Annotated in this window: 27 protein-coding genes and 1 pseudogene; 19 read left to right on the forward strand and 9 right to left on the reverse strand. The window is 54.8% G+C overall.

Annotated elements, in window-relative coordinates:
- Nucleotides 1-7 precede the first annotated feature (7 nt).
- Entirely contained in the window at nt 8-973 is a 966-nt protein-coding gene (locus B4968_RS09440) for an extracellular solute-binding protein (protein ID WP_139792689.1), read from the reverse strand.
- Nucleotides 974-1,349: 376 nt separating this feature from the next.
- Between B4968_RS09440 and B4968_RS25190 the strand changes: the two genes are divergently transcribed.
- Both B4968_RS25190 and B4968_RS23800 read left to right on the forward strand, forming a co-directional pair.
- On the forward strand, nt 1,350-2,660 hold the full coding sequence (locus B4968_RS25190; RefSeq protein WP_206601084.1) for an oxidoreductase: 1,311 nt from the start codon (nt 1,350-1,352) through the stop codon (nt 2,658-2,660).
- Nucleotides 2,661-2,701: 41 nt separating this feature from the next.
- A complete protein-coding gene (locus tag B4968_RS23800) occupies nt 2,702-3,253 on the forward strand; it encodes a hypothetical protein (RefSeq protein ID WP_206601085.1) in 552 nt (183 codons plus the stop codon).
- Between the two features lie 143 nt (nt 3,254-3,396).
- On the opposite strand, the pseudogene B4968_RS09450 reads toward B4968_RS23800, so the two are convergent.
- Nucleotides 3,397-3,579 (reverse strand): annotated as a pseudogene (locus B4968_RS09450) (IS3 family transposase); the annotation flags it as partial.
- Nucleotides 3,580-3,806: 227 nt separating this feature from the next.
- Between B4968_RS09450 and B4968_RS09455 the strand changes: the two are divergent.
- The 6 genes from B4968_RS09455 to B4968_RS23030 all read left to right on the forward strand — a co-directional run bounded on the left by B4968_RS09455 (nt 3,807) and on the right by B4968_RS23030 (nt 8,090).
- Entirely contained in the window at nt 3,807-5,351 is a 1,545-nt protein-coding gene (locus B4968_RS09455) for a ferritin-like domain-containing protein (RefSeq protein ID WP_083098473.1), read from the forward strand.
- A complete protein-coding gene (locus B4968_RS09460) occupies nt 5,344-5,655 on the forward strand; it encodes a hypothetical protein (RefSeq protein ID WP_083098475.1) in 312 nt (103 codons plus the stop codon). Before B4968_RS09455 ends, B4968_RS09460 begins: the two co-directional genes overlap by 8 nt.
- 93 nt (nt 5,656-5,748) lie before the next feature.
- Complete coding sequence (locus B4968_RS09465; protein ID WP_083098477.1) at nt 5,749-6,300, forward strand: hypothetical protein; 552 nt, start codon at nt 5,749-5,751, stop codon at nt 6,298-6,300.
- A gap of 45 nt (nt 6,301-6,345) precedes the next feature.
- On the forward strand, nt 6,346-7,257 hold the full coding sequence (bufB, locus tag B4968_RS09470) for an MNIO family bufferin maturase (RefSeq protein WP_206601086.1): 912 nt from the start codon (nt 6,346-6,348) through the stop codon (nt 7,255-7,257).
- 6 nt (nt 7,258-7,263) lie between these two features.
- The gene (locus B4968_RS09475; RefSeq protein ID WP_083098479.1) at nt 7,264-7,779 is read left to right on the forward strand and encodes an HvfC/BufC N-terminal domain-containing protein; all 516 of its coding nucleotides are present in this window, start codon (nt 7,264-7,266) and stop codon (nt 7,777-7,779) included.
- A gap of 101 nt (nt 7,780-7,880) precedes the next feature.
- Complete coding sequence (locus B4968_RS23030; RefSeq protein WP_139792691.1) at nt 7,881-8,090, forward strand: hypothetical protein; 210 nt, start codon at nt 7,881-7,883, stop codon at nt 8,088-8,090.
- A 252-nt stretch (nt 8,091-8,342) separates the two neighbouring features.
- Here the strand turns inward: B4968_RS23030 and htpG are convergent, their stop codons facing one another.
- The 5 genes from htpG to B4968_RS23040 all read right to left on the reverse strand — a co-directional run bounded on the left by htpG (nt 8,343) and on the right by B4968_RS23040 (nt 13,270).
- A complete protein-coding gene (gene htpG, locus B4968_RS09480) occupies nt 8,343-10,181 on the reverse strand; it encodes a molecular chaperone HtpG (RefSeq protein WP_139792693.1) in 1,839 nt (612 codons plus the stop codon).
- A gap of 169 nt (nt 10,182-10,350) precedes the next feature.
- A complete protein-coding gene (locus tag B4968_RS23035) occupies nt 10,351-10,632 on the reverse strand; it encodes a hypothetical protein (protein WP_139792695.1) in 282 nt (93 codons plus the stop codon).
- Complete coding sequence (locus B4968_RS09485) at nt 10,623-11,102, reverse strand: hypothetical protein (protein WP_083098481.1); 480 nt, start codon at nt 11,100-11,102, stop codon at nt 10,623-10,625. The genes B4968_RS23035 and B4968_RS09485 overlap by 10 nt, the downstream gene beginning before the upstream one ends.
- Nucleotides 11,103-11,176: 74 nt before the next feature.
- On the reverse strand, nt 11,177-12,337 hold the full coding sequence (locus tag B4968_RS09490) for an IS30 family transposase (protein ID WP_083098483.1): 1,161 nt from the start codon (nt 12,335-12,337) through the stop codon (nt 11,177-11,179).
- A 243-nt stretch (nt 12,338-12,580) separates the two neighbouring features.
- On the reverse strand, nt 12,581-13,270 hold the full coding sequence (locus B4968_RS23040; RefSeq protein WP_139792697.1) for a hypothetical protein: 690 nt from the start codon (nt 13,268-13,270) through the stop codon (nt 12,581-12,583).
- 121 nt (nt 13,271-13,391) lie between these two features.
- Between B4968_RS23040 and B4968_RS09495 the strand changes: the two genes are divergently transcribed.
- The 3 genes from B4968_RS09495 to B4968_RS09500 all read left to right on the forward strand — a co-directional run bounded on the left by B4968_RS09495 (nt 13,392) and on the right by B4968_RS09500 (nt 16,662).
- Complete coding sequence (locus B4968_RS09495; protein ID WP_241525662.1) at nt 13,392-14,213, forward strand: hypothetical protein; 822 nt, start codon at nt 13,392-13,394, stop codon at nt 14,211-14,213.
- A gap of 569 nt (nt 14,214-14,782) precedes the next feature.
- Entirely contained in the window at nt 14,783-15,367 is a 585-nt protein-coding gene (locus B4968_RS23805; protein WP_206601087.1) for a DUF262 domain-containing protein, read from the forward strand.
- A gap of 56 nt (nt 15,368-15,423) precedes the next feature.
- Nucleotides 15,424-16,662: a GmrSD restriction endonuclease domain-containing protein gene (locus B4968_RS09500; protein WP_206601088.1), complete on the forward strand. Its 1,239-nt coding sequence runs from the start codon at nt 15,424-15,426 to the stop codon at nt 16,660-16,662.
- Nucleotides 16,663-16,943: 281 nt separating this feature from the next.
- On the opposite strand, the gene B4968_RS09505 is transcribed toward B4968_RS09500, so the two are convergent.
- Together B4968_RS09505 and B4968_RS09510 are read right to left on the reverse strand one after the other, a co-directional pair.
- Nucleotides 16,944-17,336, reverse strand: coding sequence for a hypothetical protein (locus B4968_RS09505; protein WP_083098487.1), 393 nt, complete (start codon nt 17,334-17,336; stop codon nt 16,944-16,946).
- 73 nt (nt 17,337-17,409) lie between these two features.
- Entirely contained in the window at nt 17,410-17,877 is a 468-nt protein-coding gene (locus tag B4968_RS09510) for a hypothetical protein (protein ID WP_139792699.1), read from the reverse strand.
- A gap of 204 nt (nt 17,878-18,081) precedes the next feature.
- Here B4968_RS09510 and B4968_RS26125 point away from each other — a divergent pair, with 204 nt between their 5' ends.
- From B4968_RS26125 to B4968_RS09555, 8 genes are all read left to right on the forward strand, one after another.
- The gene (locus B4968_RS26125) at nt 18,082-18,294 is read left to right on the forward strand and encodes an ATP-dependent Clp protease proteolytic subunit (protein ID WP_161492566.1); all 213 of its coding nucleotides are present in this window, start codon (nt 18,082-18,084) and stop codon (nt 18,292-18,294) included.
- Nucleotides 18,236-18,637, forward strand: coding sequence for a hypothetical protein (locus tag B4968_RS09520; RefSeq protein ID WP_139792701.1), 402 nt, complete (start codon nt 18,236-18,238; stop codon nt 18,635-18,637). The genes B4968_RS26125 and B4968_RS09520 overlap by 59 nt, the downstream gene beginning before the upstream one ends.
- 3 nt (nt 18,638-18,640) lie before the next feature.
- A complete protein-coding gene (locus tag B4968_RS09525) occupies nt 18,641-18,985 on the forward strand; it encodes a hypothetical protein (protein ID WP_083098495.1) in 345 nt (114 codons plus the stop codon).
- Entirely contained in the window at nt 18,985-19,572 is a 588-nt protein-coding gene (locus B4968_RS09530; RefSeq protein ID WP_083098497.1) for a DUF4376 domain-containing protein, read from the forward strand. The genes B4968_RS09525 and B4968_RS09530 overlap by 1 nt, the downstream gene beginning before the upstream one ends.
- A 98-nt stretch (nt 19,573-19,670) precedes the next feature.
- A complete protein-coding gene (locus tag B4968_RS09535; protein ID WP_083098499.1) occupies nt 19,671-20,423 on the forward strand; it encodes a lysozyme in 753 nt (250 codons plus the stop codon).
- A gap of 186 nt (nt 20,424-20,609) precedes the next feature.
- The gene (locus tag B4968_RS09545) at nt 20,610-20,864 is read left to right on the forward strand and encodes a hypothetical protein (RefSeq protein WP_139792703.1); all 255 of its coding nucleotides are present in this window, start codon (nt 20,610-20,612) and stop codon (nt 20,862-20,864) included.
- Nucleotides 20,861-21,637 (forward strand): hypothetical protein, encoded by a 777-nt coding sequence (locus B4968_RS09550; protein ID WP_083098506.1) that lies wholly within the window; start codon nt 20,861-20,863, stop codon nt 21,635-21,637. Before B4968_RS09545 ends, B4968_RS09550 begins: the two co-directional genes overlap by 4 nt.
- 202 nt (nt 21,638-21,839) lie before the next feature.
- Nucleotides 21,840-22,423: hypothetical protein (locus B4968_RS09555; protein ID WP_206601089.1), on the forward strand; the 584-nt coding region annotated here is incomplete at its 3' end.

Genomic DNA, 22,423 nt, shown 5'->3' on the forward strand with positions numbered 1-22,423 from the left:
GCGGTGACTAGAAACCAGCCTTGATCAGCTCGAATTCGGCGATCATCTTTTCGCGCAACGCAACCGGAACAGGGGCCTGCCACAGGGTATTGGCTCGCAGGTTCTCGGTTGAATCGAGACCAACAGCGGCCAAGTCGGCGGTATCCATCTCTGCCATCGCTTTTGCGTTGCCGTGACCATAGCCCCAAGCACTTACCAGGTAGTTGGCGGTCTTTGGATCTAGCCAGGCATTGATGAAATCATAGAACTTATCGTCAGATCCCGGGCCATTGGCCAGCTTGGAATAACCGCAAACCCAGCTCGAGGCACCTTCGTCAGTGTCGCGCTTCATGGCGATCGGGTGGCCTTCATAGGTCATGGTCGAAAAGGTCTCGTTCCAGGCCCAGGACAAATATACTTCGCCGCTTTGCATCAGCTGGGCCAGCGAGGCGCCATCTGCCCAATAGGTGCGCACATTGCCATGTACCTGACGTAGAAAGGCTGATGCCGCCTGGAATTCTGCGTCTGTCGCCTGGGTCCAGTCTTTGACGCCAGTGGCGAGGAAGCCGAGGGCATAGGCATCGTCCACATTGTCACCAATCGAGATGCGGCCTGCGTGTTTGGGATCAGCAAAGGCCTGCAGCGAGGTGACGTCTGCGTCCTTCAGGTGGTCAGTGTGATAGGTGATGGCCGTGTTGCCCCAATCAACGGGAACAAAATAGGGTTTGCCGTCTTTCTGAAAGGCGGGAATATCGCGAACGCTGGCTTCCAGTTCGGTCCAGCGGGGGATGCGCGAGGTGTCCAGCGGCTCTAGCAGGCCGGCCTCGATCCATTTGGGCACCGACTGCGAGCAGGGATGTGCCGCATCGGCGCGAAAGCCCGAGCGGAGTTTCTGAAAGGCTTCTTCTTCGTCGCCAAAAAACGCAAAGGTGGGTGCGGTGCCGTGCTTGTCGGTATAGGCGGAAAAGAACTCGGGTCCTCGTATCCGGCCCAGTCAAAAATGGTCAGACTGTCTTCCTGAGCCAGAGCGGCGCCTGTGGGCAGGCTAAATGCGCAGGCAAGGGCTGCTGCTGTCTTTAGGTGTTTCATCGGTGTCTCCCAGTTGGATAGGGCCGTGGCATTTTGTTTCGCTCTTCAGGCCTGGGGCTAGGTTAGGTCGGGTTCCCTCTTGACTAAATTTAATTGAGCGCTCAAATAAACAATAGCTAAGCCAAGCACGCAGAAAGAGAATTTATGCGCGACGCCCGCCACGACATTCTGTTCCAGCCACTGCAGATCGGTCCCGTCACCACTAAAAACCGGTTTTACCAGGTTCCGCATTGCTCGGGATGGGTTGGCGACGACCCCGCACAGTGGCGGCGATGCGGGGGATGAAGGCTGAGGGCGGCTGGGGTGTGGTCAATACCGCGTTCTCCTCGATCCACCCAACATCGGATAACGATAGCTATCCCTATGCTGCCCTGTGGGACGAAGACGACATTCGCGCCAACCGGCTGATGACCGAGGCCGTGCATGAACATGGCGCGCTGGCGGGGGTAGAGCTCTGGGTTGGTGGCGGCATGGTGACCAATTTTGGTACCCGGCTGGCGCCACTTGGGCTGCGCAATCGACCGCAGACGGACTACACCGTGCTACATCCGGGACAGGCGCGCCAGATTGACCGTGAAGACATTCGCAACATCCGTAAATGGCACCGAGACGCGGCGCTTCGGGCAGTGGATGCGGGGTTCGACATTGTCTATGTTTACGCCACGCACGGCTATTTGCTCTCTGAATTCATGGATCCTGTGAACAACACGCGCAGCGATGAATATGGTGGCTCCTTGGCAAACCGCATTCGGCTGGTGCGCGAGCTGATCGAGGAAACCAAAGATGCGGTCGGCCACAAATGCGCCGTCGCCACCCGGTTTTCAGTAGGGCTGGAGGATGCTGAAAGCTATGACGCTTTTGCCATGCTCGCAGAGCTACCGGATCTTTGGGACCTGGTGGTGCCGGATTACGGCGTCGAGATGGGGGCCAGCCGTTTTGTCAAAGAGGCGTCGTTTACCGATGAGATTGCGCGGGCCAAACGGCTCACCACAAAACCCGTCGTTGCTGTGGGGCGGTTCACCTCGCCGGACACCATGGCGCAGGTGTTGCGTCAGGGTGGGCAGGATCTGATCGGGGCAGCACGCCCGTCGATTGCCGATCCGTTTTTGCCCAACAAAATTGACCAGGGCCGATCTGACGAGATCCGCGAATGTATCGGCTGTAACATCTGCTATGCGCATGACTCACTGGGGGTGCCGCTGCGCTGTACCCAAAACCCAACCATGGGCGAGGAATGGCGTCAGGGCTGGCACCCTGAGAAAGTAGTCCCAAGCCGCAAACCCGAAAAGGTCCTGGTGGTTGGCGCCGGTCCTGCGGGGCTTGAGGCGGCGCGGGTGTTGGGCGAACGGGGCCATTCGGTGATCCTGGCAGAGGCCAGTCGTGAACTTGGCGGGCGGATCAATTGTGAATCCCGGCTGCCGGGGATGCGTGAATGGGGGCGGGTCCGCGATTGGCGTGTCGGTCAGATCGGCAAGCTGGCGAATGTTGAAGTCTATCCCGAAAGCCCGCTAGAGGCGCATGACGTCTTTGACCTTGGGGTATCCCATGTGATCGCTGGCCCACTGGTGCCCGCTGGGCCAGCGATACGGTAGGACGCCATTCCGACACGGGGCTCGAGGCGGAGACCCCTGGTATGGTGATCAGCGCAGAAACCGCGCTGGCAGGCGCGAAGATCACGGCGGATCATCTGGTGATCTATGATGACGATCACTACTATCTGGGTTCGGTTCTGGCGCTGCAGCTGCGCAAGGATGGCCACCGAGTGTCTCTTGTTACTCCGGCGGGGCGACCCTGTGATTGGGGCCAATGGACCACCGAAGTCTATCAATCCAACACGGCTTTGATTGAGGCAGGGGTTGAGGTGGTGACCAACACATTACTGGTTCAGGCCAACCAAGGAGAGGTTATATTGGAGTGCACCCTGACAGGGGAACGTCGTGCGCTAACATGTGATGCGGTGATGCCACTGACGCGTCGCTTACCGGTTCTGGGCTTCTATGATGGGCTGCGTGACATGGGGGTTGGTTTGGCCAAGGCCGGGGTGCAATCCCTGATCCGCATCGGGGACGCCGAAGCGCCACATATCATCGCCGCTGCCGTACAAAGCGGCTATCGCGCTGCCATGGATTTGGGTGAAGAGGTGGACATTACACAGAAATATGGCCGCCGCGAACATCCGGTCTAAGAAAGTTTATGGATTATTGAGCTACCCGCTTTGAAGTGGCCCGCGCCTATAGTTAGGAAAGCGGAGGACCAACGGTGGCCATTAAGAGACCCAATCCCGAAGAGATTGTCATTAAGCTACGCCAGGTTGAGGTTCTAGTGGGGCAGGTCTGTCAGCGCGTTGAAAACTTCGGTTGAGTTCTGCTTGCGCTTCACCCGGATTGCCAGACGTTCCCGGCTATGCTCATCCAAGATATTGAGCGTCCTGAACGCCCTGCCATCGTCTGTTCTGTGGTCTGCAAAGTCATACGACCAGACGTGAATAGGCAAATCAGGGCGCAATCGGATGAGGGTTGAATTGCGTGTTGCGATGCATGCAACCTAGGAAAATTATTGTTGAAAAGGAAATGCGTTGCTGTAAAACTACCTTGAGTTGATTTTTTTAGTCGGTGACAATCCGAGATATTGCCAGTGAATATTGCCAGTGACACGTGTGTGGGAGACAGTCATTGCCCCGACCGTATCTCCCCCCATGCGTCGCGTGAGAAGCCCGCAATAGAGGAAAGGATTTTTCTTTGAACGACATAACAAGGGCGTGGCAAGATGCGCGCGCAGCAGAGGAGCAACTAGAGCTTTCGCCCTCTGAGACGTTTATGGTGTTTGTGATAAATTTGACCATGTCGAGCGATCAGGTGAAGACACGGCTGACGGCTGACTTGCAAGCGGCGATCGCGGTCGAGCTGGCGACGATCCCGATTTACCTTTATACATATTACTCGATCAATCGGACACGAACCAACGGAAAAGACCTCAAACCCAGCTCGAAGTTCACCAATAACGCAGGTGCTGCAATCATGTCTGTGGCGGTTGAAGAGATGCTGCACATGTCCTTGTCCAGCAACATCTACTTCGCACTGACGGGCAAGCCGCCCAAGCTCTACATGAATGCCCCAGAGACTTACCCGACCATACTGCCGCACCACAATCCGGTCGGCCCTCCGGGGCCTGGTGGCAAGACGGGTGGCGACACCCCCATTCCCTTGCGCGGCTTTAGCTTTGAACAGATGTGGCACTTCCTGCAGATCGAATACCCGATGAAGCCAGTCGGCGTTGAAATTGTGGACGAAGCCAAGGTCTATGAGACCTTCGACAAACGCTTAAGCGCGTTGACGGAAGACACTATCGACGGGGATGAATATGGCGCGTTCTTAAAGGAATTTGGCTGGCCATCTGACGAGAACTGGAACTCGATCGGTCAGTTCTATTCCTACATTCGCTGTTTAATTGCGTCTTCTCACATCACAGACCAGGACTTCAAAGCAGGGGAAGCCGCCTGTCAGATTCAGGCGTTCAACTATGCGCCCAACAATGTCGACACGATATACCCGTCAGAAACGTTCAGTCAGGCCAAGCCAGCACCGAAACCATGCGACGCCAAGGCTATTCCCGCGGAAGGTACCTTACCCAACGCAGCCTATGTAGCGGGTTACATGAACGAGCCTGATAGCCACTCCGGTGGACATGGCACGGATTGGGAAGACGACGAAGAGTTGATCCCGGTGACCTCCAAACAAGAGGCCTTCACTGCGCTCGAAACGATCTGCGAACAAGGCGAGGGTTACGGGTTACCAGAGGCACCGACATCAGAGCCGACCGGCGAGCAAACGGGCAGCCAAGACGACAAGGACGGCGCATGGCGCAACTACAGCGTAGAGGACAGCCACTTTTGGAAGTTCCTCAAACTGCAGTCGCGGTTCTCGGCTTTCCCAGGCTCGGTGGAGCAGCTGCCCATGATGTCCGGGTCATTGCCGTGGATGAAGGATTCGATTAATAAGTTGAAGGAAGACGCGGCAGATCAAGAGCACTACAGCGCCGATGCGCTGATCTCTGGTGGGTTGGTCTATGACTTTCCCAACAGCCCCGTTTCTGCGCAGTACCCGCAGCATTACTCTGACATAAATGACTTTCTGTCAGGCCTCTTCCAATACATGCTGATCCTGTCTGAAACAATCTACCTGGTGCCGTCCAATGGTGAGGATCAGGTCGAGGGGCAGATTGATCCACAGCATCTCTTTTTTAACGAGGCACTGCACAGGTCGATGATCTTGGGTCATGGATAAATACATACAGTATATGCGCGAGCTTCCGGCGATGCCCCATGGTCCGCACAAGGGCAAGCTGTGTGCGCCCACGTTCGAGAACCTAAGCCTAGGCACCCGGCAGGACGCGTTCAATTCGCTGAAGGAACTGGGCAGGAAGGCTGCGGCGGCCGCAAAAGTGCTAAGCCCCGGAGCCGAGGCGGAACGCGTGCAACAATTGGTGGATCGTACGGTTCGTCAGCTAAGCCCCGACGGCAGACACTCGACGCACTTGCCGGACACGGCCAAGTACTGGTCAGGCAATCTGCCAGCTATTCAGAACTGAGACAGGGACGGAGGTTGAAAAATGAGCAATAGTTGCGGAAGCAAGACCAGCGGTGGCGGGAACTCGTGCAATACCCCGAGCCAAAAGTCCCCAATGTTTATCCCATCCCAGGATTTCAAGCGGGTCCCAGTGCCGGGCGAAGAGCTGCATGCCTGCATGGGGCTTAATAGCTGCGCGGGTCAGGACCGGTTCGGCATGGATGGCGCACCCGGCTTCGCGCCGAATGATTGCGCCGGCCAGGGCTATTGCGCGACAACGCAGATGCACTCTTGCCATACTAATAACGACTGCTCCAACCAGGGTGGCTGTGGACTTTATGGCTCCGAGAGCGAGCTGTCCAAACCCGGCGACAATGCTTGTCGCTCGATGGGGTCATGCGCAACGCCTATAAACGCAGAGCGCTTCATCACCACCGGGGCCTATCGCGGCACAAGCGTGTGGCATCGCGCGCGTGAAGTGTTCCAGGACAAATTCGAAAGCAAGGCTCAAGGCGCCGACACGGATCAGCCAAAGCTGAAGCCTCAGCCATCCGAGTTCCCGGACGGGCCAACTTATACCTGGATCACGACTGTGCCCGATGGCACAAAGGACAGTTTTGCGGCCTGCGGGTCCAGCGGAATGTCAGGCGGCGGCAGTTGCGGGTGACGCAGCAATCCGTCACGCAAGAGGCCTTGGCATCGTTGCCGCGCCTTGGACTGGGACTTTGGGCTGCGCAATGTCCATTTCGAGCATATCTTGAACCACTGGCCCAAGGTCGATTGGTTCGAGGCGATCTCGGAGAACTTCATGGACAGCGGCGGCCGACCGCGCGACGTGCTGCATCGCGTGGCAGAGCGCTACCCGGTGGTCTTGCATGGCGTCTCCATGTCCATCGGGTCCACCGATCCGCTGGATATGGACTACCTCAGCCGACTTAAGACCTTGGCCTCCGAGGTCTCGCCAGCCTGGGTCAGTGACCATCTTTGCTGGACCGGTGTCATGGGCTTTAACAGCCATGATCTCTTGCCTGTGCCCTTGAACGACGAGACGCTCGATCATATCGCCGCACGCGTGCACAAGGTCCAGGACTTCCTTGGCAGGCCGCTCATTCTAGAAAACCCGTCCACCTATGTGGGGTTCAAGGCCACCACGATTGAAGAACCGCAGTTTTTGCGCGAATTGGCATGCCGCACTGGCTGCGGTCTGCTTTTGGACGTCAACAATGTCTATGTGTCTTGCGTGAACGCAGGCACCGATCCGGCGGCCTATCTTGACGCATTCCCAATGGACCGCGTCATCCAGATGCATCTGGCGGGCCACACGGACCTGGGCACGCATATCATTGACACCCATGACCAACCGGTGCGGCCCGAGGTGTGGCAACTCTATGCGACGGCCTATGCTATGACGGGTGGTGCCGCGACCCTCTTGGAGAGGGCCGGCAACATACCCAACTTCGAGACATGTCATGCCGAGCTTTTGAAGTCTGAGGCCTATAGGGACGGCCCCTTCCAGGATTTGGTTGCAGAGCGCGTAACCGCCCTTCCAACCAATGTGTCGAACCCAGTGCAGTTCCTCGTTCCAGAAATCGGCACGGTCTCGCACCGCGTGGACGGGGCTTAGCGGTATATGTCCTCGCTCACCGAGGTTCAGAATTGGATGTTTGGCGCGCTATTGGAGCCTGGCGGAAAGGCTCAGGCCGCAGTGGCGGACCACCTTACGCCGATGGCCTACCTTGACGCGGCTCAGTCACTGTCGATCTACCAACGCAGCTACGCATTGCGCCTCGCCGCTTGCATGCGCGAGCAGTTTCCCGCGACGTGCCACGCGCTAGGCGCGCCTCTGTTCAACGACTTTGTCGAGACCTACGTCGCGGCCTTGCCGCCAGAAAGTTACACATTGCATGATCTTGGACGGCGCTTCGCCGGGTTTCTAAAAGACCAACGCCCAGACAAGGAAGCAAGCCAGAAAGAGGTTTGGATTGATTTCCTGATCGACTTGACCCGATTTGAGCGACAAGTCTACGTCGCCTACGATTGCGAGGGGGTCGAGGGCGGTGGGCTAGAGCTGGCTGATCTTGAGACTCCAGATAGCAAGCTGGCCGTGCAACCCAGCCTGACCGTGGCAGCCTATGCGTTGACGTAGCGTCCTATTTTCATGCGGTGCGTGGCGATGGCGACCCGCAGCTTCCGTCACAACTGCAACATCACTTCGCCGTGCTGCGCTTGGACTACAGAACCACGATCGTGCGACTCTCTAAGCCACACTTTGTATTCCTGCGCGCATTATCCGCAGCACAGGATGTCTCAAGCGCACTTACCGCCGTGGCTGATGTCTTTGGCTCGGATGTCGATGCGATCCGGCAATCCTGGATCGAGGGCAGTGAGATACGGGCGCGCTGGATCAAAGCGGGGTTTTTTGTTCAAACCGGCAAAGTAGAGTTTCTTGGAGCTTGAGACGGATCACGCGGTCGCAGTCCAAAAAAACCCGCTGTCTGCATGAGCGTCAGCACAAAACGGCGTGGGTGGGCGATTGGCTTTGGTCGGCTGTTGTTCAATGTCATTTCAGCACTTTGTGTCGAAAGCCTGCGCAAGAGGTGCGCAGCAACTGGCTTGGCAGGTAGAGGTCATGCGCGAAACAGAGGCGAATTTGCGCCTCTGTTTCTTTGGTTTAACCAGGATCAAGCGCCGAAGGCGCGCGCCATGATACTACCTAGACGTCGGGCCAAAATCGGACGGGTCGCTTGGCGTTTCCCCTTCGATGATACGGGCTTGATCGAAGAGGAGGTGGGCCGCGTCGCTCAGGAGATCGTCAGAGGCGGCACCCTCAGCGCTGGCACGCTCTGCCAGTTTGGCGACAATGGCATGGCTGGGATTCAGTTCCAGCACGCGCGGCGCGCCGTTTTGCAACTGGCCGTGGCGCTTTAGCAGGCGCTCAAGGTTCACATCCATATCCCCATCATCCGCGATGAGGCAAACAGGGCTCTCTGTCAGACGCTTGGAGGGGCGCACGTCTTTGACGGTTTCGCCCAGTTCGACCTTGATGACTGCAATGAGCGCGGAGAGATCCGCTTCTTCAGGTTTGTCTTGATCTTCTGGCGACTCCTCGGCCTTTACCTGATCCAGGTCAGCGGCACCGCGGGTGATGGATTTAAGGGTTTTGCCTTCGTACTCAGTGATATGCTGTAGCCAGAATTCATCGACGTGGTCCGACAGAAGCAGCACTTCCACGCCTTTGGCTTTGAACCCCTCCAGATGGGGCGACTGAGCCAGTTTGCCGGCATCTTCGCCCGTGATGTAATAGATCGCCTCCTGCCCCTCTTTCATGCGCTCGACGTAGCCCGACAGACTGGTGAGCGCCCCGTCACGGGTGGACCTAAAGCGGCAGATCTCCAAAATACGATCGCGCAGGGATGGATCTTCGACCAGACCTTCCTTCAGAACTGCGCCAAAGTTGCCCCAAAACTGCGCATAGTCATCCGGCGTCTTGGTGGCCTTTTTCTTCAGCTCGCTCAGAATTTTCTTCGAAACCTGCGCTTTGATTTTCGCGAGTTTCGGGTCGGTTTGCAGCATTTCGCGCGAGACGTTCAGTGACAGATCCTGACTGTCCACGACCCCGCGCAAAAAGCGCAGATAAGCCGGAATAAGGTCAGTCGTGGTCTCAGAAATAAAGACACGGTTCACATAAAGCTGTACGTGGCTTTTGCGCTCAGCATCAAACAGATCCATGGGCTGGGCGCTTGGCACAAAGAGCAGGCTCGTGTGATTGAGCGTTCCTTCGACCTTGTTGTGAATCACATGCCACGGCGCATCATACGCGTGCGAGCTGTGGCGGTAGAACTCAGCATATTGCTCTTCGGTGATGTCCTGTGCAGGCCGTATCCAGAGCGCCTCAGCTGCGTTCAGGGTTTCGTCACCCAGTTTGATCGGAAAGCTGATGTGGTCAGAGTAGGTCTTGATGATATGCCTGATCCGGGCCTCTTCTGCGAATTCCTTGTCATCCTTTTTCAGGTGCAAGGTGACCGTGGTGCCACTGCTGTCTCGCTGTGCCGTCTCAATGGTGAACGCGCCTTTGCCATCCGATGACCAGAGCCAGGCTTCGGCCTCACCGGCTTTGCGGGTGACGACATCCACTTGAGACGCCACCATAAAGGCAGAATAGAAACCGACACCGAACTGGCCGATCAGGCCAACCTGATCTTTTTCTTCAGCCTTGAGCGCCTCAATAAAGGCGCCAGTGCCGGACTTTGCAATCGTGCCAAGGGTTTCCAAAAGATCGGCATGGCTCATGCCTACACCGTTATCCGCAACCGACAATGTTCCGGCTTTGGCATCAATCGCAAGCGTGACAGCCAAGTCCTGCGACGGGGCGAGGCTGGTATCTGTCAGGGCTGCATAGCGCAGTTTATCGCATGCGTCTGACGCATTGGACACCAGTTCACGCAGGAAAACTTCCCGATTGGAATAGAGCGAACCCGCGACAATTTCCAACAGTTGACCAACTTCGGTCTGAAAGGAAAACGTCTCTTTCTCGAGGTTATCAGTCATGAGTTTTAGCTCCACTTACAAATTGTACAGATGATTTAAGCGACGCTCGCGTTGGATACAACTCTGAGTCATTGCATGAAATCTGGGATCACAAAGCAAAAATCATGGCACGCATGAAAGATTTCGGCTATCGGCAGAAAACCTCTGCAGGCCAAAACCGTTGCGAAAGTTAGCAATGGGTCGGTCTTGATGAGCCGCACAAAGGGCGGATTCCGGACTTTAGCTGCACTTGCGAAAGCTTTGGTTCCAAAAGGTGGAAGCGGCCATTCAAGCCCAGCGTGAGCGAAACCCAGATGCTGCGCAGCGCATCAAGGTCGGCTGAGCGCAGGAAGCGGGGTTTGCAAAGTTTGGCGATTGAACCAAAGCCGCCATTAGGCAAAGATGCGGCTAACGCCAGGAATGAAACCATGGAACACCGAAAGAAAGGTGAGGCGCTGGCGTTCAGTGACATTCACCTTCGATCCAATAATTTACCGAGAAACCTCTTTTTCCATCAATACTTTGCAGCTGAACGGTGGCTCCACCATTATCTGTTTCGAAACGTGCATCTATCGTCGATATGGTTCCTATGCCAGAATGAAGGTTCGTTATTTGGATGTCGGGTTTTCCAACTTCCAACTGCATCGAGAAGACGAGCGCCGTGAACTCCTCTAGCTCGCCTTGCAACTGTTTTAGGACTGAAGTAACTATCCCATTGCAAATAAACAGGGATAGGTTCTCCCCCTCAACAACCCACTGCCCTGGCAAGCTGTCCGAAAGCGGCACGAGCTTCCACTCTTGTTCTAACGCGCGCTGTTGAGCCGCTTCAAACGTTTCTCCCAGCATGAAGCCCCCGAGATCCCGTTGCTCGGCAGCATGGGCGACAGAGGCAGAGATCAAGCTGAATGTGGCGAAAAAGCTGATCCTTTTGGAACAGATCATTGGCGCTCCCCTTGGTTGAGTACGTGATCATCGCAGAAATCAGCACAACTGAATGTCGGCTTGATCCGGCGGTTTCAACGGGTCGACGCAACACATGCATTGAAACGCTCGGCTGGTGTCTCATATCCTAGCGTTTTTCGAGGTCGTTCATTTAGCTGTCTTGCGACGGCACTCAGCTTTGCTTGACTATGTATCGACAAATCTGTGCCCCTTGGGAAGTATTGTCGCAGCAAACGGTTGCTATTTTCGTTCGTGCCGCGTTGCCACGGTGATCGCGGATCACAGAAATAGACGTCGATATCAGTCGCCAAGGTAAACTTTTTGTGCCCCGCCATCTCGCTTCCACGATCCCATGTCAGTGAACGGTAGAGTTCTTTTGGTAGCTTGTGAGCTTGCTTGATCAGCGCCTGAATAACGCTGTGACTGTCTTTGTTGCCAACTTTGGCTAGCATCACATAACGCGTATGTCGCTCGACCAACGTGGCAATGAAGCTGTTGCCGGAACCCGCAATCAGATCGCCCTCCCAGTGGCCTGGCACGGCACGTTCGTCCACATCCGCCGGTCTTTGTCGGATCGATATAGTGTCCTTGATCTGGCCAAGGCCGCTGCGCTTCATGGTGGCGTGGCGAGAGCGACGAATGGATCGCGTCTCCCGCAAGTGCGACAGCAGTTCTTTCTTAAGTACGCCACCATTCTGGATAAACAGGCTTCGGTAGATCGTCTCATGTGAGACCCGTTTGTCTTCCTCATTGGGATGTTCGCGCATCAGCCAGCCTGCGATTTGCTGCGGGGACCATTTACGCGTCAGCTTGGCCGATATCGCGCGGCAGAGATAGACATTGCCTTCCAATTTGCAGGGCTTTGGGCGGTGGGCACGGTCCCACGCAGCTGCATCTGATTGAGCCGCACGATAAAATTTGGCACCACCGTTGCGCCGGATCTCGCGGCTGATGGTCGACGCAGACCGTTTCAAGGATCTTGCAATTGATCGCACAGATAGTTGCGCAGTAAGCCCTCGTGATATCTCCTCACGTTCAGCCAAACTCAGAGCCAATCGGGACCTCATGCGATCTAACGGGCGGATACCACCGGTGCGCGCCAGCAGCGGATAAATAGATGATGATGCACGATCAAATCCACGTCCAATCGAACTCATCGACTCTCCGCGTTGCAAACGATCCCAAATCTCTGACTTCTGTTTATCTGTAAAAAAATGTCTGCGGCGATAGGCCATGATTTACACTCCATCTTTCTATAAAGACTAAAGTGTTGCGTCGACCCGTTGAAACCGCCCCGCCAAGCTGTCGCTAGGAAATAACACCATGAACGTCCGCAATGTCAATTTATCCCTGAAGCGCCAAAGCCGCTTTGGGCTGACAGCAATCAACCAGGTGTGCCGATCAGACCGGCTACAGAGTGTCGGTGAAAACCACACGCTGCACCGCCGCAAGTCCGCTGTGAGCCCGTTTTGACGGATCTATGGACATACAGTTGGTAGATATGGATTTCGTTTTGTGTCGAGAACTTCGAAGCGCATTTGCCTTTTTGACCAGTTGTAAACTTCGGTCCGCTCGTTACCTGGTACAACAAGAATAGCGTGGTAATCCAAAACGACTGTGCCTGTCGGGCCTGTTCTACTCGTCGCAACTTGGGGAAGACGCATTTCCCAGATAGAGCCTAATTCGGTGTCATATCGAATGGGTTTGGGCACCAGAATACACGCCTCATCGGTGTTGCCAGATGCTCCACGATGAACGAACATGCCTACCGCTGAAACCCAGGACCAACTTGCAAGAAGAAACAGAACCAAGAACCCTGCACCAAAGTGAACATTCGAAACTTGTCCGGGCGTAATAATCTTAGCAATCATATGTAGATAACCGGCAGATCCCACGACGAAAAATAGTGTAATTACCCCATCCACCGATGTTCCCAAGCCCCATGCTACAATAGCGAGAAACGCTCCGCCAATCAGAACAAGGACTGCGAGTGCCAGTAGCGTCTTTGCTGGCCAACGGCGATCCTTGATTTGATTTTGGGCAAAAAGTGCCGCGAATAGCCCGAGTATGCAGATGAAGCTAGAAAAGAGCGCCCATTTATCCAGCGAGGTTGGAAGCCAACTGCTGATCCAGAAAACAAGTACAAGAAACAAAAGGGCGGGTTTCACTCGGAATTGTGCTCCATGCTAACTGACCCAATATTATGAGCATGGGTTTGTGTTAGATACCTCATTGGGGCGCGTTTCCCAAGGTTGACTTAGTCCGCACTGTTGCCTCTGGCCAACAAAAATGCTGCACAATGTGTTGAACGGCTGCTTCGGGGAAGCTGCAACGCAGCACTTGGATATCTGGCCAACGGCAGGTGGGGGCCGATTTCGTACACGCTGGCAATCAGCTCAAGAACAAGTACAGTGCCGTAAGTTCTTAAGGAGGTGCGATTTTACAACGAAGCCTAGCATGGACTGGAAAATAGTACGTTGGGATTTCGTGAAAGGGGTCGCAAACAACGACTTCACCCGAGTCGTGGCTCTGATCCCTGTCGCCGGGTATCTGATCCTGTTTAACGACGAAATAGTCCGAATGGCTTCATTCAATGCCTTAGCTGGCGTTGGCGAAGATGACAGGTCGCCTTTTATCCTAGATGGTCTGACTAAGCTTCGGCTGGTGTTCCTCGGAAGCCTTTTAGTGCTAATCTCTTTTTCGATCTATCGAGTATTTCGTCCTGAGGTTCTGGAGATCTCAAAAAACGACTTGGAGTTTTCCGAGATCGTCAGGCAACGCTACAGCGTCTATGAACTCGCGAAGTTGGAAGAGAACGTTCACTCAGAGAGTTGGAAGGAACGAACAGAAGCTTTCTGGCTTGTTTTAGGACAAAATCGCTCGAAAAAATCATTGGTTTCAGGGTATAGGCCTGATTCCAGAATGGCGATGTTCTCGAAACATGGTGACTACATTGGTTTCCTGGCTAGAGAATGGTGGTTCGGAATGATGCATACATATCGACCAGCCCGCATATCATCGGCTGTGTGCGGAGTTGTCGGTTATTTATTGCTGGCATTTCCCACCCTAGACATAGCCCAAGCTGTGTTGCGTCACCTGTTCACTGGATAATGTCAGAACAGGGTCTTTGTTTGCCTTCCTCTCGCGAGATACCCTTGCGTCATAGGGTGCCAATCCAAATTCGCGCGAAATCCTAGGACCTGCATCAATGACCGCCTTCAGGAAAGCAAAAAGGCGATTGCCAATGCCTGCTAAGGGCCGTTCGCGTTGATCGACACGAGGGGCGGATTGCGGACCTTAGCTGCGTCTGCGAAGGTTCCGTACCAGACAGGCAAAAGCGGCCATTCAAGCCCTAGCAGACGGAAACCCACATGCTGCGCTGCGCACCGAGGTCAGCTATGCGCAGCAAGCGACATTTGCAAAGTCCCGACGGTACAGCCCATGTATCAGGGATGATCGGCCCCTCTCTGAGGCCCAACCAGACCGAGCCCTGCCAAGTAGCATTCTCAGAAGTAGTTACTCGAACAAGGTGTAAAAATTCTTGATCTGCCATCGGCGCGGCGCGACTGACACACTCGTACCGCGGGTCAGCGCGAGGATCATCGTGAGCCAAATCACGAGCTAGGACATCATCTACATTCGTGCTAAACGATCCATGTAATCAAAGAGCAGAGAGTTTCATGTCTGACGTTCAAACAGCAACACAAACCATAAAAACGTGTTTTGGAAAGCATTATGCCCTCCCGTATTTTCAGCGGGAGTACAAATGGGAATCTCGGCACTTCTTAGAGTTGATTAATGATATTCAAGGGGCGTTCCTGCTCAACTTTGATCGTGAGATTGGCCGCAAAGCAGTAGCGACGTATCCGCCCTATTTTCTGGGCTCAATTATTACAGCCGGCACAAAAGACGGCAAGAAGCCTTTGATAGACGGACAGCAAAGGTTAACGTCAATATTTATTCTGCTGGCTTTCCTCAAGAAGCTTGGAAGCAGCTCACCTGCTACAATTACAGATATTTCTGGATTGATAGGTTCAGTCGCCTTTGGAGAGATGGACTACACAATAGAGTTTAGTGAAAAGAGAAAGTCAATATTTGATACATTCCTCAACGAGGATATGGATCTTGAAGAATCTTTGGACGCAGTATCTGATATTGATGAGACCAATGAGAGCGACAAGAGAATAGTTTCTGCGCTCCGATCTATTCAGGAAGGCCTCGATGAGGAGATGTCAATAATATTGAATATTTCACTGACTATGTAATTGAACGTGTTCTTATTATTGACATCTCAGTTGAAACGGAGAGCGAGGCTCATCGCGTGTTCGTTACGATGAACGATCGTGGCCTTCGCCTCTCTCCAATCGATCTCCTCAAGGGGCAGATTTTGTCTAGAATTGTAAATGACACCGAAACGGCAGATTGCCATGAAAAGTGGACAAACATCTTCTCGAGGTTAAAGGAGTATGATCCAGAAGAGGATTCTCTTTTCGTCCGAACACTTTTTAGGTCTAAATGGGCAAGTACAACTAGAGGTAAATCTAGAGGATCGGAGCCTGGTGATTTTGACATAATCGGCGATGCTTACCATAGATGGTTTGATGACAACCTGAAGGATCTTGGGTTGGAGGTTGCAGATGACTTTGCTGATTTTGTCAGAGTTGACATCCATAACTTTGCTAAAGTTTACATGTTCATTAAAGATGCGGAAGAAAATCTGACTCCTGGATTTGAGTCGGTTTACTTCAATGCCATCCGAAGGTTTGGTCCTCAATCAATGATATTTTTATCTGCAATAGATAAAAATGACTCCACCAAGGTTTGGAAGAATAAAATTTACATCCTTTCAAAGTTGCTAGATTTGATTTTAACCAGTCGAGTAATTGAAGGAAAGCGTAATACTTACGACAACATCAAAGAACTTGCATTTTCCATAACAAAAGACGTTAGGAATATGAATGAAGGGCAGCTGAGGGAATATGCAGCGCGTGAATGGAAGATATACTATCCGACAATCGATAAACTGCCTGATTTGGAGTACAGTTACTCTGATAGATCTGACCTTTTGTTTGTCTTGGCTCGGATAGCGTGCTTCTTAGAAGAGGGTTACAATCAGGATGGAAAAAGCGATTTCAATGCGTACTGGGCACGCGACAAGGGCGTCAAAACTTATGACATTGAGCACATTCTCCCGAAGCCCTTTGGCGCATCCCCGGCCCATAGCACTAATCCGTTCAACGATGAAGTTGAATACGGATTACTAAGAAATAAAATCGGTGCACTTGTGCTGCTTCCGAGGTCACGAAATAGATCCCTGCAGGACAAGCCTTATGGGGAAAAGCTTGGTGCGTACAGAACGGAGAATATTTTGACTCAAAGTTTGACGGCGAATTTTTATGAAAACAACCCGAGAATTAGAGTCTTAATGACAGATTTTGACGAGATTAAGCTCTCCGCCTACGAGGAATTTGGAAAAGTTGAGCTGTCAGAAAGAGGTGATCTATACACCAATATTGCTAGGAGGGTGTGGGCTGCGCCAGAGACTGTCGCCAGTAAGTAGGTTTGAGGCGGGATGTTTTCCACTTCAAGATAATCTTGGAGCTTATGATGTTATCCCATAATGCCGTAATCCTCGTAACTGTATGGCTGCTATATTGGAATCAAGGCGCGTGAAATGGGGGCGTTTTGATTCCGTCAACGATGACGCATCAACTAATTTACGTTTGTCGGGTCCATGCCCGCGCGTCGGTTCCTTTTATGCACCTGCTGGGACCCGCCTCTGGATTTCACCTCCTGCATGATGATACGCTGGGAATTGACGGCAGGTGCGGGCCGTTCGCGTTAGGAACTGAATTGCTCTACCGGCTTGTCGCCTAACATTTTCCGACTCGCTAGTACTTCCTGATCCTTCGCCACACCGATTTCGATGGCTTTGCCATAGAGCAGGTTCAGATCTTTGTTTGAGATGCCGACCAAAAACTCGCTATGGTCTTTTGAGCCATGACCAGCGGTCTTAGCTTCAACAAGAATATAGTCCTCCGCGGCGCGGGCACCTTCGACGCTGTCAAATTCGTAGCTCGATTGCTTTGACCAGAGCATCTCCCCAAGGGAGCCACGTCGATACTTGTTCAACTCTGCCACACGCTCAGACGCCTTGCCGGAGCCAATTTTGTAGGTCAAACCATAGCTATCAGCGATCCAAGCGATGTAGAGCTCACGTCCGGGATCGATCACGGTCGCTGCACGGGGACCCGCCTTCTGGTGCCATGGGCGTTTCAGTGACCCCGCGAATGGAAGCCGTTCTGCTCTACCATCCTTTATGACCTCGCGTACCTGCAGGGACATGAAGCTGGGCGACCTGATCATGAGACATCGGGTGAATGGTCGCAGCGCCCTGCATTCCGTAGTCGGCATGGTCGGGGATCAGTACGTTGTTACTAACCTGATCAATGAATTTCCATGATCGCGAGATAGCAATTCCAAATGGCCAGCGGAATTTTCCGTCCTTACGATAGTGTTCGGCTGGCCTTTTGATGCCGGGACGCCGGAATTCAATGTCGATGATTTCGATTGGATCCGAGATCTGGACAGCACCTGCAAGGCGTCCATGCAACTTTGGATCCGCCTCCTTCGCGTCACTGGTCAAGTAGAGCACGATATCGCCAGGCTGAATGTACTCAAGGATCTTGGCGCGATATCCCTCATGGCTCAGTGCGAGGCCATCATATTCAGGAACATCGGGGGCACCCCAGGTCTTCGTCCAGTAATAGTTCATGCTCATCATGCCCTTATCTCGCCGAACCCAAATGTTGGCTTGATCATAGCCAGCAACAGCAACGGAGCGCCAGCCAGATCCTCGGGGAACTCAGACCGAAGTGATCAAGGCGCTCGAAATGGGGTCAAAACTTAAGATTTTGTCTGCTTTGCCCTCGCCGGGATGCAGGGTGATGTCACACTTGTTGTCAATTCGGATGGCGGGATGCCCTCTGAGGGCGAGGCGATCCGGGCGGCGCTTGAGGCTCACCCCGGAATGGTCACGGTGAAAGTCACCGGGAATGCGCATTCTGCCGCCTCGCTGATGATCATGGCGGCGGATCGAATTGAAATGTCGGCGGGCTCTCTGATGCTCATCCATGATCCTTCAATTGGCGCATATGGCAACCCTGCTATCGCTTGCCGCCTCTGCTGCTGAGCTGGACGTGATGGCCGGGGCATATGCCGGGGTTTACGCCGCACGCGCTGGGATCTCCCCGGATGCGGCGCGCGACATCATGCGCGCTGAAACCATGTTGACCGCTCAGTCTGCGGTTGAGGCTGCCGCCGCTGGTGAGGTGGTGAAAGGAAATGACAGCCGTCTGAGTGACGCCCGCGCGCCAACCGCGCACGCTCACACCAAATCTCAGATCACAGATTTCAGCGATGTGGACTACGCAACGGCTGCACAGGGCGGAAAAGCTGACACGGCAATTCAAACTGACGGGCTGACACTTGCGATCCGCCGCAGCCGCCTTCATTCCCTTTGGACAGGATCATAACTCATGACAAACCCAATTCCAGACGTGATCGGCGTTCCTCTGACCACGGTTGCCGCTGATCTCTTTACCGTGCCTGCAAGCAAGGTGCGCCATATCCTGCAGGTGCAGATTGCCAATGTGGATGGCGCAAACGGTGTGGATGTGACCTTGCAGTGGACGGATGCGAGCGATGCGAATGCAGTCACGCGGCTGGCCTATCAGATCACCATTGCCGCCAAGGATGCGCGCACGATGCTGGCCGGTTCAGCAGCCCCTGGCGGTGTGAATATTGTTTGGGGGCGCGGCGACTTTCCCAGTTTGGATGGCGTGACCGTAACTGCCACATCAATAGATATTGGGAACCCATAATGACCCTATTTACGAAAGGCGGCGCGAAGCCTGCCCCCATGCCATTCCGCATTCGTCTGCCTGATGGCCGAACCCGCACAAATCCGGCCAGCTTCACGCCGGAAGAAATTGCCGATGCTGGCTTTGTCGCGGTCGATCCCAAGCCAGCCCCCGGCGTCAATCAGTTTGTCACCTGGGGCGATGGTGACTGGGTGCTGCACGACAAGACGCCAGAGGAAATTACAGCAGAGCATGACGCGCTGCGGGCGCAGTTGATCGCGGAACTGGCGGCGCATCGCTGGGCTGTTGAAACCGGCGGCGTGACCCTAGGCGGCGCGCAGATCGAAACAACCCGCGAAGCACAGGCGCAGATCGGCAGCACCTATAGCGCCCTGAAAGATGGCCTTGTGTCCTCGGTGGAATGGAAGGCGGTCACCGGCTGGATGGCTCTTGATCTGGCCGCGTTTACACCGATTGCGCAGGTAGTGGCCGCGCATGTTCAGGCGTGTTTCTCGGCTGAGCGCGCTGTGGATATGCAGGTCTCGGCGCTGACTGATGGGGAGTTGGTCGGGTTCGATGTAGTCGCGGCCTTTGACGCGGCGTTCTGAGCCTTAACGTCCTGAGCTAAGGCTGAGGCGGAAAATCAAATTTTGACACGTTAAATCACCTCGCTTTTGCGGGGCTTTTTGTTTTGGAGGAATGACAAATGAAACTTGTGGAAAACTGGCGCTCAATCTTCGTTGCCGCATGGTCGGTGCGTTTGATGGTGCTTGCTGCAATCCTCTCGGCGCTGCCGGTGTTCTTTGGCTTGGTTGATGCCGAATTGCTCGGCGTTGATCCGGTCGTTTTTGCCGCCCTCGCGTCTTTGGTGAGCGCTTTGGCGGTGATCGCTCGCGTGATCCAGCAAGCGGCCATCAGCGGCGCGCTCAAGCGTTTCAGGGAGGGTGAAAGCGGCGCGATGCGGGTGCGCAAACGCACGTTGGCCGGGGCTGTCGCGGCTCTCGCAATTGCTGCCTCTCCCTTTGTGGCGCAATGGGAAGGGCTGCGCACGCAAGCATATCAGGATGTCATTGGGATTTGGACGGTTTGTTATGGCGAAACCAAGGGCGTTGAGCCCGGTGATGCTTACACATCGGCGGAATGTGAGGCGATGCTTGATAAGGAGCTGCGGCAATACGCGGTTGGGCTCGGCAAGTGCCTCAATGCCCCAATGCCTGAGGGCGCAGGGGTCGCGTTCCTGAGCTGGTCTTACAATGTAGGCACCGGCGCGGCGTGTCGCTCAACGGCAGTGCGCAAGGCAAACGCGGGCGATCTGTTCGGGGCTTGTGATGAGCTGTTGCGCTGGAACCGGGCGGGGGGCCGGGTGGTGCCCGGTTTGGTCAATCGTCGCAAGGCTGAGCATGACCTTTGCACCCGCTCGCTGATCAAGGCGGGCATGAGCCGCGTTGATCGCAAATGATCGGCGCGGCCTTTGCCGCCCTGCGCGCCCTGAGCGCCCGCCCTGTATTGCGGCGGGCGTTTTTGATTGTGGTGGCCGCTCTCGCCCTTTGGGGTGCCGTGGCGGCGTTTATAGCGCGTGAGCGATCTGATGCGGTGGATGATCTGCGCCGGGATCTGGACGCGCAGCAAATCCAAGAGGTGAAAGATGCAATCAAGCGATCTGCGCCGGGGCCTCGCCCTAGCAGCTCTGAGTTTCTTGACTGCCTGCGGCGGGGTGGATCGGGCTGTCTTTGATGCGGCGGCGGTGCCTGAGCCGCCCCGCTACACGGTGGATTTTAAACGCGCGCTTGCGGCAGAGATCGACGCCGCGCCGCGCCATGATTTGATTGTGCAGGCCCTAACGGACGCCTCGCAATTTTATGGGCGCATCCGGCGGTTAAAGGGTGGGAAATCAGAATGAAAAGTCAACGCAAGACCGGGGCGCTAGACCCGGCCCGCGCGCAGCGGATCAAAGATGCCCTTGAGGCGGCGTTGAGGAATGGCTTTGACCCGTTCCGCGATCCGCGCGGCGGCAAGGGTTCTTGCGTGCCTGAGGCGGCGCGCAGTCTCACGCAAAAGGGCTATGAGACAACTGAGCGCATGGTGCGCGGGTTCCTCAAGACGCAGGGCGAGGCTGAGGCTCGCGGTGATGATCATTTCATGCCTGATTGGGATCTATTCGCTCGCCCTGGTGCGCCCGCTGCTGCGATCCGCAAGGGCGAGGTGCGGCGCTGGATTTTGACAAGCGCGCAGGATGATACGGATGTGCATTTGCGCTTTTGGTCAAACCTGCAAGCCTATGCGCGCCATGTCGGCGCTGAGGTTGTGGTTGGTGGCTTCACCTATAATCACGCGCTTTATACCGCTCACCAAACCCGAACGGCTCAATTTGCGCGCGAGGTCTTGCCTCATTTGCGCTTTGACCCGATGGATTGCGGGCCGGTATTGTTCTGCGCTGAAATGAATACTTTGCCAACGGCGGTGCGCCCGCTGAGCGGCCTGACAACCTATGCCCAGGGGCGCACGGCGGTTTTCCCGCACGCCAAGCTTGCCTTTGAAAGCGTGCCAGAGATGCCCGGAAAATTCGTGCCATCGGTCATGACAACGGGCGCTTGCACGGTGCCAAACTATGTGAAGAAAAAGGCCGGGCTCAAGGCTGAGTTTCATCACGTTTTGGGGGGCCACAATTGTTGAGGCGCGCGAGGATGGCAGCGCTTGGGTTCGCCAGATCTCGGCAACCAATGACGGGGCGTTTCAAGACCTGGATACTATCGTGCGCGCCGGGCGGATCAGCACGGGAAACCGTGTTAAGGCGGTGACGTTTGGTGACATTCACATTCCAAGCCTTGCCGATGATGTCTTTGCGGCGCTTTGGGGCAATCACGCTGATAGCCTGATGAGCGTTCTGCGTCCTGAATATCAATTTATTCATGACCTGATGTCGTTTGAAATGGCCTCACGCCATGTTGATGGTGATCCGATCCATCTCGCCCGGATGGATGCCGACGGGCATTCCGGCATCCGCTGGCAAGTGCGCGAGGGTGCGAAATTCCTGCGCGCAATTGAACGCGAAACCTGCCGCACGGTGATGATTGAAAGCAATCATGATGATCGCTTGATGCAATGGGCGCGCCGCGATGCTGATCGGATGGATACCGGCAACGCTGAGTATTGGCATGAGTGCAACCTTTCCCTCTTGCGGTCGATCCGCGAGGGCGTTGAGGGGTTCAATCTTTGCCGGTGGGCTCTCAAAAATGAGGATGCACGTGAGCTTGAGGGCATTGATTTCGTGCCAATGGGCGGCTCATTCGTGATCTGCCAAGATAGCGGGGGCATTGAATGCGGGATGCACGGGCATCAACGCCCGAATGGGTCGCGCGGCACGGCGGTTGGTCTCGCCAAGATGGGCACGCGGCTCACGATAGCTGACAAGCATTCACCGCAAATCCTTGATGGCGTCTATATCGCCGGGATGTCTGG

Source organism: Pseudophaeobacter leonis, assembly GCF_002087335.1.
GTDB classification, from domain to species: Bacteria; Pseudomonadota; Alphaproteobacteria; order Rhodobacterales; family Rhodobacteraceae; genus Pseudophaeobacter; species Pseudophaeobacter leonis.

Coding starts and splice junctions, on each gene's coding strand:
- B4968_RS09485 (WP_083098481.1), bottom strand. CDS start 11,102: ATGATCTGTTCCAAAAGGATCAGCTTTTTCGCCACATTCAGCTTGATC.
- B4968_RS23805 (WP_206601087.1), top strand. CDS start 14,783: ATGTCTGACGTTCAAACAGCAACACAAACCATAAAAACGTGTTTTGGA.
- B4968_RS09530 (WP_083098497.1), top strand. CDS start 18,985: ATGACCCTATTTACGAAAGGCGGCGCGAAGCCTGCCCCCATGCCATTC.
- B4968_RS09545 (WP_139792703.1), top strand. CDS start 20,610: ATGCAATCAAGCGATCTGCGCCGGGGCCTCGCCCTAGCAGCTCTGAGT.
- B4968_RS09535 (WP_083098499.1), top strand. CDS start 19,671: ATGAAACTTGTGGAAAACTGGCGCTCAATCTTCGTTGCCGCATGGTCG.
- B4968_RS09525 (WP_083098495.1), top strand. CDS start 18,641: ATGACAAACCCAATTCCAGACGTGATCGGCGTTCCTCTGACCACGGTT.
- B4968_RS09460 (WP_083098475.1), top strand. CDS start 5,344: ATGGATAAATACATACAGTATATGCGCGAGCTTCCGGCGATGCCCCAT.
- B4968_RS09550 (WP_083098506.1), top strand. CDS start 20,861: ATGAAAAGTCAACGCAAGACCGGGGCGCTAGACCCGGCCCGCGCGCAG.
- B4968_RS23035 (WP_139792695.1), bottom strand. CDS start 10,632: ATGTCACTGAACGCCAGCGCCTCACCTTTCTTTCGGTGTTCCATGGTT.
- B4968_RS09475 (WP_083098479.1), top strand. CDS start 7,264: ATGTCCTCGCTCACCGAGGTTCAGAATTGGATGTTTGGCGCGCTATTG.
- htpG (WP_139792693.1), bottom strand. CDS start 10,181: ATGACTGATAACCTCGAGAAAGAGACGTTTTCCTTTCAGACCGAAGTT.
- B4968_RS09520 (WP_139792701.1), top strand. CDS start 18,236: ATGATCCTTCAATTGGCGCATATGGCAACCCTGCTATCGCTTGCCGCC.
- B4968_RS25190 (WP_206601084.1), top strand. CDS start 1,350: ATGAAGGCTGAGGGCGGCTGGGGTGTGGTCAATACCGCGTTCTCCTCG.
- B4968_RS26125 (WP_161492566.1), top strand. CDS start 18,082: ATGCCCTCTGAGGGCGAGGCGATCCGGGCGGCGCTTGAGGCTCACCCC.
- B4968_RS09490 (WP_083098483.1), bottom strand. CDS start 12,337: ATGGCCTATCGCCGCAGACATTTTTTTACAGATAAACAGAAGTCAGAG.
- B4968_RS09510 (WP_139792699.1), bottom strand. CDS start 17,877: ATGAACTATTACTGGACGAAGACCTGGGGTGCCCCCGATGTTCCTGAA.
- B4968_RS09465 (WP_083098477.1), top strand. CDS start 5,749: ATGTTTATCCCATCCCAGGATTTCAAGCGGGTCCCAGTGCCGGGCGAA.
- B4968_RS09495 (WP_241525662.1), top strand. CDS start 13,392: ATGCTGCACAATGTGTTGAACGGCTGCTTCGGGGAAGCTGCAACGCAG.
- B4968_RS23800 (WP_206601085.1), top strand. CDS start 2,702: ATGGTGATCAGCGCAGAAACCGCGCTGGCAGGCGCGAAGATCACGGCG.